Consider the following 15944-nt stretch of genomic DNA (forward strand, 5'->3'; position numbering starts at 1 on the left):
TAACATTCTATGTAATCCTTTAGCTATCATTCATTAATATAATATAAAAAGTCGTGACCTATATAGATCACGACTTTTTATATTTTTGTATAGCTTTCTTTTTTTATATATTTGTTTTTCCTATCTTTATTTATATATTATATTTATATATTTTTATAGATTTCTTTGTGTTAGCTATATCTATCTATATTGCTTACTTTTACTGATTTTATTTGCTATTAAACATACTTACTTACCTTTATTGATTTTCTTTGTTTAGTATATCTTAAATTTTATAAATACTAAACTTTATAACTTATATTTGTAGAATCCTTTAAAATATATTCTTTCTATAATTTATATATAACTGTTGTATCTCATCCATTTTCTTTTTTGCAATCAATTGAAGATCTGATGCTTCTTTATAGTTTCCTATCTCAATTGCATTTTTAATCATTCCATAAATTGATGGACCACTTAAAGTATTTTTCATAAGGTCATATTTTATTTGTGCTATTGAGTCCCACATCACTTCATCTATAGCATCCATCTCTTCATGATTGTGTAATTTTTTAAAAGTTCTAAGTAACCTTATATTTCTATCAATAACTCTAGAAGAAAGTTTCTTTTTCCAAATATCTAATGAACCTTCCTTAAATGAGTTTAGTATAGCTTGCGTAAATACTTCATCTTCAGTTAAAACTGCCAATTTTTCTGGATACTTTTCGAAATTTAACATCGCTTCATATACAGTTGCTGGTGGTTGACCAAATCTTTTATTTCTTTCTTCTAATGTATAGAAATTAAAAACATTATTTTCATCTCTATAAGATCTTCCTTTTTCAAGATAAAATCCTTCTTCACCTACATCTTTTGAAAGTTCGGCTTCTAAATCTTTTGTATCATACTTTCCTGCCTTAACAATAGCTTTTATTCCATCTAGCATAGTCTGATAACATCCAGCAACCACAAGGTATTTATTTGTTCTAGGATTTGGTGATCTAAGCTCAAATCTTAATGTTTTTGGATTTTCTACATCTCTTATCAAACCTATAAGCACTGATCTATTTCTAGAAGGAAGCTCATAGTCATGCCCGAGTGAAGTAACTGTACATACAGGTGCTTCAAAACCTGGTTCCAATCTATTAAATCCATCATTTGTACTTGTAACAATTGGAGATAAAACCTCATAGTTTTTAAGCATACCCATAAGCGAGGCGTATCCCATTGGACTAAGAAAATCTTTCCTAAGGTCTTTTGGTGCAAATAAATTTACAGATTTACCATTTTTAAGTTTTGCACTCACACCCAAATGGACATGCGCACCACTACCTGCCACACCATGTATTGGTTTGGCCTTAAAACTCACTTCTAGTCCATGTGATTCAAATATGTCATATACTAATTCTCTAACAAGGATCTCATTATCTGTTGCCTGAAGCGGTGTACTAAATCTCCAAGATATTTCTAACTGCTCCATAGCATGATTTGTAGATCCTTCATTGTTTATAGAACTATGTATACCGCCGACCTCTTTATGTCCCATTTCAGGGTTCAAACCATATTTTTCTAGCTCTAAAAGACAACTTTCAAGACAAGTTCTAATTACTCCATGAGTTCTTTTCCAGTACTGCTCTTTTAAACTCTGAGAAACAAACAATTTTTCTAAATCCGCCTTATCCTCTGGTGTATTTACCCAGAATTCTAACTCTGTTGCAACCGTTAAATCTATACTTTCTATATCTTCAGGCTTGTTAATGTTCGTATTTTTTAGTATATCAGGATTTTCTTTTATAATTTTCTTAATACTTTCTTTAAAATGACTTTCTGCTCTTAAAAGTGTCGCTCTAGAGCATACCATTTTATTATCATGTACCAAAAAAGCTGGAATTTTGATAGTTCCAACTGGTTTTTTTGTCTTTTCATCTATGAAGTCATAGTTATAATCTACAAACCAAGTAGCATCTATATCTGACATCAAGTCTACTTTTGCATTGTTAAGTGTAGCGATTTCATATAGTTCTACTGATGAACCATCTGTTTGTATAGTTGAGTTCAAAAATGAATCAATATCCTCTAAAAATAGCTTTACTGGAATTTTTTCATCTGTTGAATTTCCTCCCAAATCAACGCCCATCAAAGAAACAAATTTTATATTTTTGTTTTCCTCTAAAATTTCGGCCAATCTTTTGCTTGAATGGTCTTCTTTACCTATAAAGTATAATAAGTCTGACATACTTCCTCCTCACAAAATATATGAATTATTATTTGATTATCCATTTTAATATTCGCTTTTAGTTTTTTATATTATATATCAATTTCGATATATTTTCAAGCTAATAATGGCAATTATCTGATATTTTATATATGATAACGTTTTATTTCAATTATAAATATAAGCAATGTATCTATAAATATACAAATTTATTTAAAACAATAAATCTTTTTATAAAAATAAATGCTATCAAGAAAATCTTTATTAGATTATACTCTTGATAGCACGTCCTTATTTTTACTTTAATTATAAATAAATACTATAATTTGATTTTTTATAAATCTTCTTACTTAAATTTTAACTCACTTGCTAATTCATCTGGATTTGTACCACACACAAAAAAGTTTGTACTCAACTCAAATCCTCCAAAGTTGTATTTTCTAGGAACGATATGAATATGTGTCCTAAAAATATTTCTTCCTTCACATTCTAATGGATAAGTATGAAGTAATAAATTAAAAGGAATCTCTCCTTGGTATATGTATAATTTTGAAAATAAGTTTTTAAATATATAAGAAAGCTCCTCTATATAATCTTCATTCCAATCAGATATATCGTCACTTGTTTTAGAAATTATCCTAACCTCTCCATTATACCTAGTTGCATATGGAACAAAAGCTAGCAAATATTTACCATTATATATCACTCTCTTCCCATAAGAAATTTCAGATGCTATGATATCATCATAAAGATTTCTATTAGTAGATGCTATATGTCTTTTTGCAACTTCCAGCTCCTTTTCTATCTCAGGAGGAATCATATTAAATGATATTATCTGAGAGTGAGGATGCATCAAGGATGCTCCAGCATTTCTCATAGAGTTTTTGAATATACTTACATACTTTATACCTTCCGTCTTACTTAATTCTCTATATCTAGAACTAAATAATCTAAATGTATTTTTATATTCTTCAATACTCATATCGTAATAACTTCCATTATGTCTATTTGTTTCTATTATAACCTCATGATCTCCAAATATTTCTTTTGTAGATGTATCTAATATAGGAAATTTATTGGCAACACACTTTGCAACCCAGTCTCCATCTTCTAATAATTCCTCTTTTAACACATCTGTTTCTTTTTCATTTCCTCTACAAAAAGGACAAGAGCTACTATATTCATTATCTTTACCATCAAAATCATTTGTCGAATTGACCTTATCTAGAGGTCTTTTATTTCTAAAACTAGAATAGATTACTGAATCTCCAGTTATAGAGTCTCTTCTTATTTCTTTCATATCAAACACCCCCCAGTATACTTTCTTATATTAATATTATAAATTAATATCTATTATTTATTTAAAATTATATCACTAAATTTCTCTTTTTAGGAGAGATTTATAAATAATTCTTTGTTAATTTATAAATATAACATAAACTTATTTATTTTTGTACAATTTTGTGTTATATTAATTCTAGAAGAAAAAAACGTTTTTACAAATTATTTTCTTTTGTAATAATACAAAATATTGTTGTAGAATTTAGTTCTGCAACTATTTAAATGACATTTAATATTATGGAGGTTTATATCATGAAATTTTCTAACAGAGTTGGTTCAATGCAGGCTTCACCAGTAAGAAAGCTTGTACCATATGCTACAGCTGCAAAGAAAGAAGGAGTAAAGGTTTACCACTTAAACATAGGTCAGCCAGACATCAAGACTCCAGACGGATTTATGAATGCAATAAGAGAATTCGATCAAGAAGTTCTAAAGTATGCTGATTCAGTAGGTTCTGATGAGCTAGTTAACGCTATGATCGACTACTACAAGGGATACGACATCAACTTCGAACCAGGTGAAATACTAATAACTAACGGTGGTTCAGAAGCATTATTATTTGCAATGATGACTCTTTGCAACGCTGGAGACAATCTTTTAGTTCCAGAACCATTCTACACTAACTACAATGGTTTTGCTAGTTGTGTTGAAGTTGGAATTAAGCCAATAACTACAAAGGCTGAAAATGGATTCCACTTACCAGCTAAGGAAGAAATACTTAGCGTAATAGATGACAAGACTAAGGGTATATTACTTTCTAACCCAGGAAACCCAACTGGTGCAGTTTATACTCGTGAAGAAATGGAAATGTTAGCTGAAATAGCTATGGAAAAGGATCTTTGGATAATAGCTGACGAAGTATACAGAGAATTCGTTTATGATGGATTAAAGTATACAAGTTTCGGAAACATAGAAAGTGTTGCTGATAGAGTAATAATCGTAGACTCAGTATCTAAGAGATACTCTGCTTGTGGTGCTAGAATCGGTTCTTTAGCTTCCAAGAACAAAGAATTCATAGCTCAGGTTCTTAAGCTTTGCCAGGGAAGACTTTGTGTTCCTACTCTAGAAATGGTTGGTGCTGCTGAACTTTACAGAACTCCTAAGTCTTACTTAGAAGAAGTAAACAAAGAATACAGCAAGAGAAGAGATGTACTATACAATGAAATAATGAAGATTCCTGGACTTGTTTGTGAAAAGCCAACAGGTGCATTCTACATCGAAGTTAAGCTTCCAGTAGAAAATGCTGAAGACTTCGTAATATTCATGTTAAATGAATTCAGACACAATGGAGCTACTACTATGGCTACTCCATCTGAAGGATTCTATGCTACTCCAGGTCTTGGTAAGGATGAAGTAAGACTTGCTTACATCTTAAATCAGGATGATCTAGTAGCTGCTGCTGAATGCTTAAAGTTAGGTCTTGAAGCTTATAAGGCTGCTGGAAACAAGTAATAATTGCTTGTATAAAATTACAAATTATTTAAATTAACAATACTAAACACCACTATCATTTGATAGTGGTGTTTTTTTTACTTTATACTTTTATAAAATGCAAAAATCAAAAAAGCTATTGGATTTAACCAATAGCCCCCTGATTATTTAATGCTTCATATTTTTAACTTTAGTCAATGGATTCCATTGTGTTTATTATTACCTTCATTGAATCAAAAAACTTTTCTAGGCTTTCATGACCTATACAGTCTATTTTTCCATGAAGTTCATCTTTCAAATAATCCAAAAACTCACAAGCTAGTTTATCGCCATCTTCTGTCAAAACAATATTGTACTTTCTTCTGTCTTTTTTATCCTTTACTCTTTCAACATACTTCTTTTCTTCCAAGTCATCAATCATACTCGTTAAGCTACCCTTTTCTATGTTTAACATATTACATAGTTCACTCATACTTATAGAACCATAGTTCTTTATAAATGTAAGAGCTCTTACCTGAGTCTTATTGATATTTCTATTTTGTATAAATGATTTTATATATTCTAAATAAAAATCATTATACAATCTTGGCAGTGATTTTACCAAGAAGGATATTGTTGTATCCACGCTTTTATACATATATATACGCCTCCATTCATGTACACCTAAATCCATTATAAGTAAAATTATAAGATTTTTCAATATCTCTAAGTAAAATATTCTTTTTTAGTGATATTAAGGCATTTTTATATCAAACAAAAATAATTATATAAGGCTATATATAGTTAAAAAACTAAATAAAGAAAGTAAGTATAAAACTTACTTCCTTTAAATAATGTTTAGTCTTTTTTAGAAAATACTTTTCTTTTTCCTAAATTAAATAATAAATTTATATTTTTCAAATATTCTTACTTTTAAAAGACTATGGATTTTTACTTAATAAACTCTACTTTATCTGTATTTTTTAATTGAATCGAAAGCTCATTCATAGTCTTTTCATTTACTACTACTCTTGCTTTATCAGTAAATACAACTGGCATTTTACTAATATCTTCTCCATTTAGTACCCTTGCTGCCATTTTTCCAGCTTCTCTTCCTATTTCTTTGTAGCTTAATGAATTTGCAGCTAGAGCACCATTTTGCACATGGGCCTCTTCAGATCCTATAACAGGTACTTTATCCTTTTTAGCTGTTTCTACTATCAAAGGCATAGATGCCGCCATTAAATTATCTGTAGGAGTGAATATTAGGTCAGTCTTTTTTGCAAGTGCACTAACAGCTTGGCTTATTTCATTTGTTGAAGATACTCCCATATCTATTACTTCCATATTTCTTTTCTTTGCTGCTTCTTTAATGTTTTCAATCTGAATCTTTGAATTTATTTCTGATGTATTAAATATAGCTCCTATCTTTTTTGCATCAGGTAAAACTTCATTCATTGCATCTAAAGATTTATTAATATTTTGAAAATCTGATGTTCCGCTTATATTTCCTCCTGGATTCTCATTAGATTTTACTATTTTTGCATTTGCAGGATCACTTACTGCTGTAAATATTATAGGTATTTCATTTGTAGCATTTTTAGCTGCCTGAACAGAAGGCGTAGCAATTGCAAAAATCAAATCTTTATTGTCAGTTACAAATTTATTTGCTATTGTCTGAGCTGTAGGAACGTCTCCTTGAGCATTTTGCATATCTATCTTTATATTCTTGCCTTCTTCAAATCCTTCCTCTTTTAAACCTTCTAGGAAGCCTTCTTTTGATAAATCTAGGGCAGGATGTTCTACTAATTGTGATATTCCTATATTTTTTACCTCACCTTTTTTAGATCCACAAGCTGATAATAAAGTTATAGATAAACTTGCTATCATAGCCATACTTAAAAACTTTTTAACATTAGATTTTTTGAACTCTTTCTTAATAAACTTCATAATAATACCTCCAAGTATAAATAATAATTTAATTAAATAAAAATAAAGACTAAAATAAAAAAACCGCCAGCAAATAAAGTGGCGGTAGGAATCTAAAAAATGGTATAAAAAAAACCGCCAAACATGCGGCGATTACTTAAAGAAAAATACTTTAACATAAATGTTAAAATCACTTTGGCCGACACGTTACAATCCTTGTACTGTTGTACTTTAAAACGGGCTGTAAACAATGTCTAAATAAGTCACTTAGTTTAAAACATGCTACAATCCCTAAATATAGTAAGCAAAGTAATAATAATATATGTTAGTAAATTTTCTCATCTCTCTTCTCCTTTTTTTAAGTATTAGTCTTTCTTTTATTGTTATTGTTATTGTTATTGTTATACATCTTAACATCGATAACAGCTTATGTCAATAAAAATCAGAAAATTTCTTTATTTTAATAATATTTATATATTTAAGACTTTCTAAAGAAGATTCTAACTTAATTGATTTTTAAGGCATTATATGGTAATATTAATAGGTAAATTTTGAATTAAAATACAACTTATAATTGAGTGGGAGGTTATAGTTTTGTTAGAGATTTTAAAGGCCATATTCCTTGGTATAGTCCAAGGTATAACAGAATGGCTTCCAGTAAGTAGTACTGGACATATGATTTTGGTCGACCAATTTTTGCACTTAGCAGGGTCAAAAAAATTCGTCGATACATTCCTTGTAGTTATACAATTTGGTTCTATACTTGCTGTTTTGATTTTATTCTTTGAGAAGTTAAATCCTTTTTCTAAGAAAAAAACAGCTAAGGCTAGAAAAGCTACTTGGAGTCTTTGGTTTAAAGTTATTATTGCAGTAATTCCATCTGGTATTATCGGGGTTTTGTTTGAAGATGAAATATCTGCAGTATTGTTTAAGCCCTCAGTAGTTGCCGCTGCACTAATTGTATACGGTGTTATTATGATTTGGCTTGAAAGTAGACATAAAAGGCCACAGATAACTAAGTTTAATCAGCTATCATATAAGACAGCTTTTCTAATAGGTATGTTTCAGATTCTAGCACTTGTTCCTGGTACTTCTCGATCAGGTTCAACTATTATAGGAGCAACACTTTTAGGAACATCCAGATTTATAGCTGCTGAATTCTCATTCTTCTTGGCAATACCAACTATGTTTGGTGCTAGCGTATTAAAATTGATGCACGCTGGATTTGCCTTTAGTGGATTTGAATGGCTTATTATTTTAGTCGGTTCATTAACTGCGTTTATTGTTTCTATTGTAGTTATTAAATTCTTCTTGGAGTATATTAAAAAGCATGACTTTAAGGTCTTTGGTGTATACAGAATAGCTCTAGGTATAATAGTTTTTATTTACTTTGCACTAGCAAGATAATAGATTAAATATACAAAAAAAGCTATGCAATTTGCATAGCTTTTTATTTTTTACTTATTATGCTATATATCTTTTCTAATTAATAAAATATATTTTTTATAAATTAAATTTCTAAACTATTCACTTAAAACCTTAATTATATCGCTATTTTCTTCAGTATAAGAAATTATTATGCTCAAACTCTCCTCTGCTCTAGTCATTGCAGTATATACTTTATTCAAATCTCCAGCAAAATCATTAATCAAATAATCTTGACTTTCAGGAGATATAGTATGATTATAAAGCATTTCTAATTCACAGACTATGACAACCTTATAAGATAGCGACTTAATTGAATATATGTTGGATATAGTTACACCATCTTTTGGTGTAATGTTGCTGACTGTATCGTCTGCAAACATATAGTTTATCCCCATCTCTTCAAGAGATTTTCTCAGCATATATTGAAAATATATTGTTTTTCCATTCTTAAGTCTTTTTTTATTGTATGGATAAACTATAGCTATATCTTCCAGTGCATATCCTAAATCATTGACCATATGTTGAATTTCCCAAATAACTGAGCTAATCTGATCATCTAAATCCTCTACCCTAACTATATTTACCTCTCTATGAGACTTCCAAGTAGGCTTTGTCTTCATAAAAATATCATGAGATATATTATCTCTAAGACCACTCATAAAAGAATTTGCCCTATCACAATAAGCATTTATAAATTCTGTAACTTCCTCACTTTGACTATAATTATTTTCAAGATATAATTCATCTTCATACTCTAGTGCATCCAAATTACATTTAAAAATATTAAGATTATTATTTATATTATATGCCTTACAAACGCTGACATTAAATATATTCTTTGTACTGTATAAAAATTCATTTATTAAAAGTATCTCTTCTTCTGTTAAGTTTTCTGCCTCATCAACAAAAATTCCCTTATACATTTTTTTATTTTTCATCGAATTATTTATCTGTTTCATTATATTTATAAATGATTTATCATAATTCTTCTTTAGTAAATTATAATCTACTACAAGATTATTTGCCTTTGCCAACTTAAATATAAATGAGCTAAAAGTAAAGACTTCTATATTTGAAGTATCTACCTTCAATATCTCCAACATTTCCTTATACATATTTAACTGTTGCTTTGTAAAGGCAAGTATCAGAAACTTATGATGAGGGTATATCTTTGACAGCTTTATAGCTCTTCCTAGTAAAAGTGAACTCTTACCAGTGCCAGATCCACCAGCTATCAGATGGTTACCGTAATTTGCTGATGCAATATCGGATATTTGCTTCTCTTCCATCATACATATCTTATATTCCAAACTATCATGTTTGAAAGATATCTTTTTCATAAAAGGATTTAGGTTTACTCCTTTTGTTATTGCAAAATATTCACTACATATTCCATATATATACATTGATAGCTCAATTTCCTTGTTTTCGCTACCCATATATTTTTTTATATTATCACGGTCCCTTAAAAGATCTTTTAGCTCTTCACCAACCAAAATATGTTTATCAACAAATTCGTCCATATCATATTTATCTTCTATCGACTCTATATTTGGCATTAAAAATATATAATTATAACTTATATCAGGGTATGTTTTTTTCATTTTTCTAGAAAGTAAATCATACTCTTCCTTCATTACCTCAAGAATTTCTTCATCTAAAAACGAAAAAAGATCCTCTGTTGTATCCATAAACTTGATAAAAACCATAGAGTTATCTCTAATGTAAAGCATATCCGTATTAACACCCTTAAATGGTATTACTTTTGGGATTAAAAAGTCGCTATCTCTTGCATTATGATATATCTTTTTTTCTATATCTTTAAGCTTAAGAGCTTCTAAATTTGAAACTATACTCATATAATTCTTCAATGTTATTCCCCCCTACAAAAACGATTCATCTATTCTGTATCGCATTGATAGATTTCTATTTATTTTATTAAAACTTTACTAATATTCTACAAATTTTCTCTTATTTAATTGGTTTAATTCAAGCTTATTTAATTTATATTACATATTCAATCTAATAATTGGCTAAAATATTTCTTAATTATAAAGTTATATTTTAGTTATGTTGATGAGTATGATCGTGTCCACAACACTCATGATCATGGCTAGCATTAGATATCATTCCCATTATTCTATCATAACTCTCACTTGCCAACTCTTTATAACTATCCATTTCAAGATCATCTTCATTGTATATAGAGTCTAACTTTTCATCATAGTCTTGCGCATTAAATTCAGGTCTATTTTTATCACCTTCATAATGCTCTTCAAACAATTCGCTTGCAAATATATTTTGACCATTACTATCAGTTAAAAATTCATTTGCCATATCTCCACAAATCTCTGACATATAGCCTATGTTAGATACTAAACTCTCTAAACTTGCTTCGAAATTTTTATATACATATCCAGACATCCCATACATATCAGAGACTTTTTTATATGTATCTAAAGATCTCTCAAATTTAGCTAAACAATCTATAGCATCTTCCTTATCCATAAGATATACCTTATTATCCATACCATAGGCAGTTATTAAAGTATCTTTAATATATGTCATAGCAACACTTATTATTGCAAAAGCATCCTTAATATTATATCCTTTTTCCTGCTTCACTTCATGTAATATCTGTTTACCTAATCCAAAAGTATTTGCCTCATACTCCTCTATTACAAGCTTTATATCGCCTAAGTCGTCTAATCTTTTAGTTAGTGATGATATATCATCATCAAACATATTAGTATCATTGTTTTCCATCATTATCATAGCATACTCTGCCATAATCTTATTTCCAACCATCAATATTTTAACGGGTGAAAAATCTCTTTTCATATTAACATCAAATATATTTTTTTTGATATTAATTTTAATTTCTATCTTATTAATTTTTTTCATAACTACCTCCTACAGATAAAAAACCCTTAATAAATTTCTATTTTATTAAATTTATTAAATATTTGCAACTTTATATTTATAACTATTAATTGCCGATAATTTTCAGATTAATTACCTAGTTTAATAATAACATTGTAATAAAGATTATTCAATTAAATTTAGATTACAATATATTGAAAAATTCTTACTTTTATTATATTTTTAAATTTTATTAGTTATAAAGATTTTTTTCTACTAAAAATATCTCTTTATACTTTGAAAACTCCTGTTTTTTCTATAGCTTATAACTTTATAATTTTTTATTATAATAAAAAAGTCAAAGACATGAAATCACATCTTTGACCTATTTATTACTCTATATAAAAATCTCGCACTTTTTTGTTCTATCAATTAAAGAGCTCAATTTTTAAAGATCTATGATCGGATAAGTTTTGCTTATATCCTACTTTTCCTTCACTTCATAAAAATCAGTTATTAACTGATTACTTATAGACTTTTCTCCACCAACAATTACAAAATCATTTCTATGGTCTTTCTTCCAAACCTTATAAACTGTATTTGGAATAGCGTTCTTTCTTACAAGAGCCACTGGAGAATTCAAACTTCCCGCTAAAGGAGCTGCTACAAGAGCATCTGCAAAGTTTTCTCCACTTGCTAGAATAGTCATAGGATAATCATTTAGTAGACTATCTAATATTTTTGCTGATGTTTCATATCTATCACTTCCTGCAAATCTCTGTAGATTTTCTACAGCTGTAAGTTTTTCATCTTTATTGTTGATATTTCCAGTTTTTAAAGTATTTTCTACATTTTTTGATACTGATGACTCGCCACCAGCTATATTAACATTTTTAACCCTCCAATCACTTAAAGCTTTTTCTGTATTATTAGTCAAACTATCTTTTTTAGTTAAAAGAATCGGAGCCTTCTCTCTCATTGCAAGCGAACTAATTGATAGTGCATCTGGATAATTTTCACCTGATGCAATTTCAACAGTATTTTTATTACCATTTTCTCTTATTTTTGCCCCAATTAAAGCTGCTGTTTCATATCTATCTTTTCCATCAAACCTAACTACATTAAATCCTTTTTCTTTTAGTTTGCTTTCAATATCTTCAGATACTGAATTTTTACCACCATTTATATAGATATTTTTAGCCCCTAAACGTTCTATTTCCTTTTGAGTAGAAGCCGAAATGTTTTTAGCCTCTGTATAAAGTATTGGAGCCTTCAATTCAACTGCAAGTGGTGAAGCTGTCAATATATCTTGGTATTTTTCATGATTAGCTATTATTACTGAATCTGCCTTATCGTACATATTTTTACTCACTTCTATAGCTGTTTCAAATCTATTATTACCACTTAATCTTTTTGCAAATCTTTCTTCACTTATTTCTTCATCAATTACTTTAAGTTCCCAACTTGAACAAGGTGAATCTCCTTGCTTTGCCGAAACTGATATGAAATCATTTCTTCTAAAAATATTATCCATAGTAAAAGATACACTACCATCATCATTTAATCTAGGGTTAAGATTTTCTTTTACACTATTTTTCACTACTTTATCTTCATTTTTTCTACCCATCATTTTAGATGTATCTATTGTTTTAGATACTGTACTTCTGCCAACCACGTATACATATTCAGCATTTTCTTTAAATACTATTACATCTCCATTTTTAAATGGTTTATCTTCATCTCCAGGAACTACTCTTAGTTCAAAAGACTGTTTTAAAGGATTGATGGCTCCATCTGCATCCTTTCCATTTTTAATTACTGTTTCTATCTTAGGAGTAGGAGTTGAGTTGGAAACAGTTATATGCCACTCAGTGCTAGGAACGATCTTGCCAGAGTTATCAGTATATTTATAAGGACTTGAAACTATTATTTCAACTGTTTTCCCTTCCTTTACAGAATAACTTCCATCAGAATTTTTAATCAAATCATCTGCAAGACTATGTCCACTTTCTATTGAATGTTCACTTACTCTAACCTCGTTGGGTGTATCTCCATTTATATCTTTTAGTTTGTATAAGGGAATCTTATTATCAATGGTAAACATAGTGATAGATTGATATGATCCCACTGTATTTTTATCTATTTTTTCTCCCTTAGGAATTACTGATACATCCTTTAATCTATTCTCTCTAAAAGCTGAAGCCTCTATAGTTTCTATACTCTTAGGGAAACTTATTTTTTCTATTTGATTTCTAAAAAATGCGCTACTTCCTATTGATTTAAGACCCTCTGGAAAACTTACTTCTTTTAATTGGTTACTATAAAAAGCACCTTCAGCTATACTTTCTAAGTTATTAGAAAAGTTCAGTTCTGAAATGCTATTTTCTGCAAAAGCGTACTTAGAAATACTCTTCATACTATCTGGAATAGTTAGTTTATTTATTGAATTACCCAAAAACGCCTCTTCTCCTATACTTTCCAATTGGCTAGGTAACTTTAATTCAAAAATAGAGTTATTTTTAAATGCTGACCTACCGATTTTTTTCAAAGAATTTGGTAGCTCTAAATTCGATATATTAGGAGTATTTATTGGATTTACATAAAAAGCCCCTTCATCTATCTCTTCTACTCCTTCTCCTATAATTAACTTATGCGGAAAAGTTATATTTTCTTGTGAGGCTTTGATTGAAATTTTTTTTACTCCTAGATTAGATGGAAGTTTGATTGATGCATTACTTATAAACTTCTTTCTACCTTGCTCTGTCAAGGCTACCCAAGAATCTCTCTTCATAACTATATCACCTTTATTTAACTCTATTATATTGTTTTTTTCCTGCTTTATATTGCTCTCAAAACTGCTTTCAACTATCTGATCTGCCATAGTAACTTGCGGTGGTAATATTATACTTGTAGCTAAAAGTGTTGATATTACTAATTTACTAATTTTTTTACTCATAAAATCCTCCTTTAAATAATTACTAAGCTTGCTTATAGAAAAGTTTATTACTCAATATTAAAATAAGCTTTTCTAATCTTTTAATATTATTTCTAATCATTTTGAATTTATTCAACTCTTTCTAAATATAATTCAAATAATTTAAAATATAATTCAAACTTCTTTAACCATATTTTAACATTTTTCAACCTTAACTTCATCTAGAAGTTTCAATTATTGTCCAATCTGTTTAATCAGTCTATCTGTATAAAATATTTTCTTAATAAAAATGAGCACTCAGATTAATTCCAGTGCTCATTTTTTGATCTTAAAGTAAATATTTAATTATTATTAGTTATTGATTTATATGATTTGTTAATCTCTGTATATACTCTTCTTTAAAACTATAATCTATACTATATAGTAGTTTATCTTATAGTGATTCTTTGTATATTGTTCTTACTCTCTCTCTAGTAGCTTCTACTGGGGCACATCCCAATAATCCATCAAGTGATGGTGTTGTAAATGCCAAGTCTACTAGCTTATCTAAATCGGCCTCTGAGAAACCTTCATCCTTTAATGTCTGAGTTAATCCCACAGATTTTAACCATTTTTTTGTAAGATCCTCAGCTTTTTGAGCATCTATATTCTTTTCATCCCCAAATATTGGAGCAAATATCTCTGTAATAGTTTCTTTTCTTGAGTCAAAGCACTGCTTTACTACTGCTGGAAGTAATATACCTAAGCCAAATCCATGAGTCAAGTCAGTTTTTATAGCACTTAGAGGATGTTCCAAAGCATGTGTAAAATGAAGCATTCCATTGTCAAATGCAGTCCCTGCTATTAAAGATGCATATGATAAATAATATCTTGCCTCTATATCACTTCCATCTTTTAAAGCTCTTGGTAAATATTTATGTACTAGTCTAACAGTTTCTTTTGCACATAATATACTAAATGGATTTGCTGCCAAACTAGTTGCTGCTTCAAATACATGATTTACAGCATCTACTGATACTGACATTGTTTGAAACTCTGGCAAGCTAGTCATAAGTGCTGGATCATCAATGGCATACATTGGATAGATACAGTCATAAGCAATCGCTGGTTTATATTCTTTTTCTGGTATTGATACAACTGCAAATCTATCTACTTCTGTACCAGTTCCATGAGTAAGATTTATAGCTATTATTGGAGCCGCCTCTTGAGGAACAAATTCTAATTCATATAACTGAGCTGCTGTCTTATCAGGATATTTAAGTAATATTGCTACTGATTTAGCTGAATCTATTGGACTTCCTCCACCAATACCTATAACAGCCTGAGCTCCTATTTTCTTTCCTAGATTAGTAGCTTCATCTACATCTAGATGTTGTGGATTAGGAGTGATTTTGTCAAATAAAGCATATTCAATATTATTGTCTTTTAAAGCTTTTTCTACAACTTCCCAAGCACCTGTTTTTTTATAAGCTGCTCTTCCTGTTAAAATTACAACTTTATTGATACCCTTACTTGCCAATTCTTCAGCAATATTGTTAAATTTTTGTATAGCGCCTGCACCTATATATGCAGTAGTCTTAACCCTTACTTCTTTAACTTCATTAACGTTTATTTCCTTTTCCCACATAATAATTACCCCCATTAAGTTTGAAACTATTGTTTTTAAATAAAATTATTTTATTTTATTTATTTAATTTTATCTTGTTTTTATTGAATAAATATATTATATACCTTTTTAGTTAGTTTGTAAACAATTTTAACAATATTATTGTTAAATATTTTTCTAATTATATATCTTCTTTTTTACTTGTATTTTAAAATCTTTTATTTGTATTTTAAAATCTT

The 15944-nt window shown here is 29.0% G+C and carries 10 protein-coding genes; 2 read left to right on the forward strand and 8 right to left on the reverse strand.

From position 1 onward, the window contains the following. Positions 1-313 precede the first annotated feature (313 nt). Complete coding sequence (locus tag UF10_RS04830; protein WP_106776681.1) at positions 314-2215, reverse strand: type I glutamate--ammonia ligase; 1902 nt, start codon at positions 2213-2215, stop codon at positions 314-316. A gap of 325 nt (positions 2216-2540) precedes the next feature. Then, entirely contained in the window at positions 2541-3494 is a 954-nt protein-coding gene (locus UF10_RS04835) for a galactose-1-phosphate uridylyltransferase (protein WP_106776682.1), read from the reverse strand. A gap of 293 nt (positions 3495-3787) precedes the next feature. Between UF10_RS04835 and UF10_RS04840 the strand changes: the two genes are divergently transcribed. Continuing rightward, a complete protein-coding gene (locus UF10_RS04840; RefSeq protein ID WP_106776683.1) occupies positions 3788-4987 on the forward strand; it encodes a pyridoxal phosphate-dependent aminotransferase in 1200 nt (399 codons plus the stop codon). Between the two features lie 169 nt (positions 4988-5156). Here the strand turns inward: UF10_RS04840 and UF10_RS04845 are convergent, their stop codons facing one another. Both UF10_RS04845 and UF10_RS04850 read right to left on the reverse strand, forming a co-directional pair. Further along, complete coding sequence (locus tag UF10_RS04845; RefSeq protein ID WP_106776684.1) at positions 5157-5603, reverse strand: MarR family winged helix-turn-helix transcriptional regulator; 447 nt, start codon at positions 5601-5603, stop codon at positions 5157-5159. A 293-nt stretch (positions 5604-5896) separates the two neighbouring features. Next, on the reverse strand, positions 5897-6895 hold the full coding sequence (locus UF10_RS04850; RefSeq protein ID WP_106776685.1) for an ABC transporter substrate-binding protein: 999 nt from the start codon (positions 6893-6895) through the stop codon (positions 5897-5899). 573 nt (positions 6896-7468) lie between these two features. Here UF10_RS04850 and UF10_RS04855 point away from each other — a divergent pair. Then, the gene (locus UF10_RS04855) at positions 7469-8281 is read left to right on the forward strand and encodes an undecaprenyl-diphosphate phosphatase (protein ID WP_106776686.1); all 813 of its coding nucleotides are present in this window, start codon (positions 7469-7471) and stop codon (positions 8279-8281) included. Between the two features lie 116 nt (positions 8282-8397). On the opposite strand, the gene UF10_RS04860 is transcribed toward UF10_RS04855, so the two are convergent. The 4 genes from UF10_RS04860 to UF10_RS04875 all read right to left on the reverse strand — a co-directional run bounded on the left by UF10_RS04860 (position 8398) and on the right by UF10_RS04875 (position 15726). Further along, positions 8398-10173 (reverse strand): AAA family ATPase, encoded by a 1776-nt coding sequence (locus tag UF10_RS04860; RefSeq protein WP_106776687.1) that lies wholly within the window; start codon positions 10171-10173, stop codon positions 8398-8400. A gap of 193 nt (positions 10174-10366) precedes the next feature. After that, positions 10367-11206, reverse strand: coding sequence for a hypothetical protein (locus UF10_RS04865; protein ID WP_106776688.1), 840 nt, complete (start codon positions 11204-11206; stop codon positions 10367-10369). A 442-nt stretch (positions 11207-11648) separates the two neighbouring features. Then, complete coding sequence (locus UF10_RS04870) at positions 11649-14120, reverse strand: leucine-rich repeat protein (RefSeq protein WP_106776689.1); 2472 nt, start codon at positions 14118-14120, stop codon at positions 11649-11651. Positions 14121-14532: 412 nt separating this feature from the next. Next, the gene (locus UF10_RS04875; protein ID WP_106776690.1) at positions 14533-15726 is read right to left on the reverse strand and encodes an iron-containing alcohol dehydrogenase; all 1194 of its coding nucleotides are present in this window, start codon (positions 15724-15726) and stop codon (positions 14533-14535) included. Between the last annotated feature and the right edge of the window lie 218 nt (positions 15727-15944).

It is taken from the genome of Peptostreptococcus russellii (genome assembly GCF_003012055.1).
In the GTDB taxonomy this organism is placed as follows: Bacteria; Bacillota; Clostridia; order Peptostreptococcales; family Peptostreptococcaceae; genus Peptostreptococcus; species Peptostreptococcus russellii.

Coding starts and splice junctions, on each gene's coding strand:
- UF10_RS04830 (WP_106776681.1), bottom strand. CDS start 2,215: ATGTCAGACTTATTATACTTTATAGGTAAAGAAGACCATTCAAGCAAA.
- UF10_RS04835 (WP_106776682.1), bottom strand. CDS start 3,494: ATGAAAGAAATAAGAAGAGACTCTATAACTGGAGATTCAGTAATCTAT.
- UF10_RS04840 (WP_106776683.1), top strand. CDS start 3,788: ATGAAATTTTCTAACAGAGTTGGTTCAATGCAGGCTTCACCAGTAAGA.
- UF10_RS04845 (WP_106776684.1), bottom strand. CDS start 5,603: ATGTATAAAAGCGTGGATACAACAATATCCTTCTTGGTAAAATCACTG.
- UF10_RS04850 (WP_106776685.1), bottom strand. CDS start 6,895: ATGAAGTTTATTAAGAAAGAGTTCAAAAAATCTAATGTTAAAAAGTTT.
- UF10_RS04865 (WP_106776688.1), bottom strand. CDS start 11,206: ATGAAAAAAATTAATAAGATAGAAATTAAAATTAATATCAAAAAAAAT.
- UF10_RS04870 (WP_106776689.1), bottom strand. CDS start 14,120: ATGAGTAAAAAAATTAGTAAATTAGTAATATCAACACTTTTAGCTACA.
- UF10_RS04875 (WP_106776690.1), bottom strand. CDS start 15,726: ATGTGGGAAAAGGAAATAAACGTTAATGAAGTTAAAGAAGTAAGGGTT.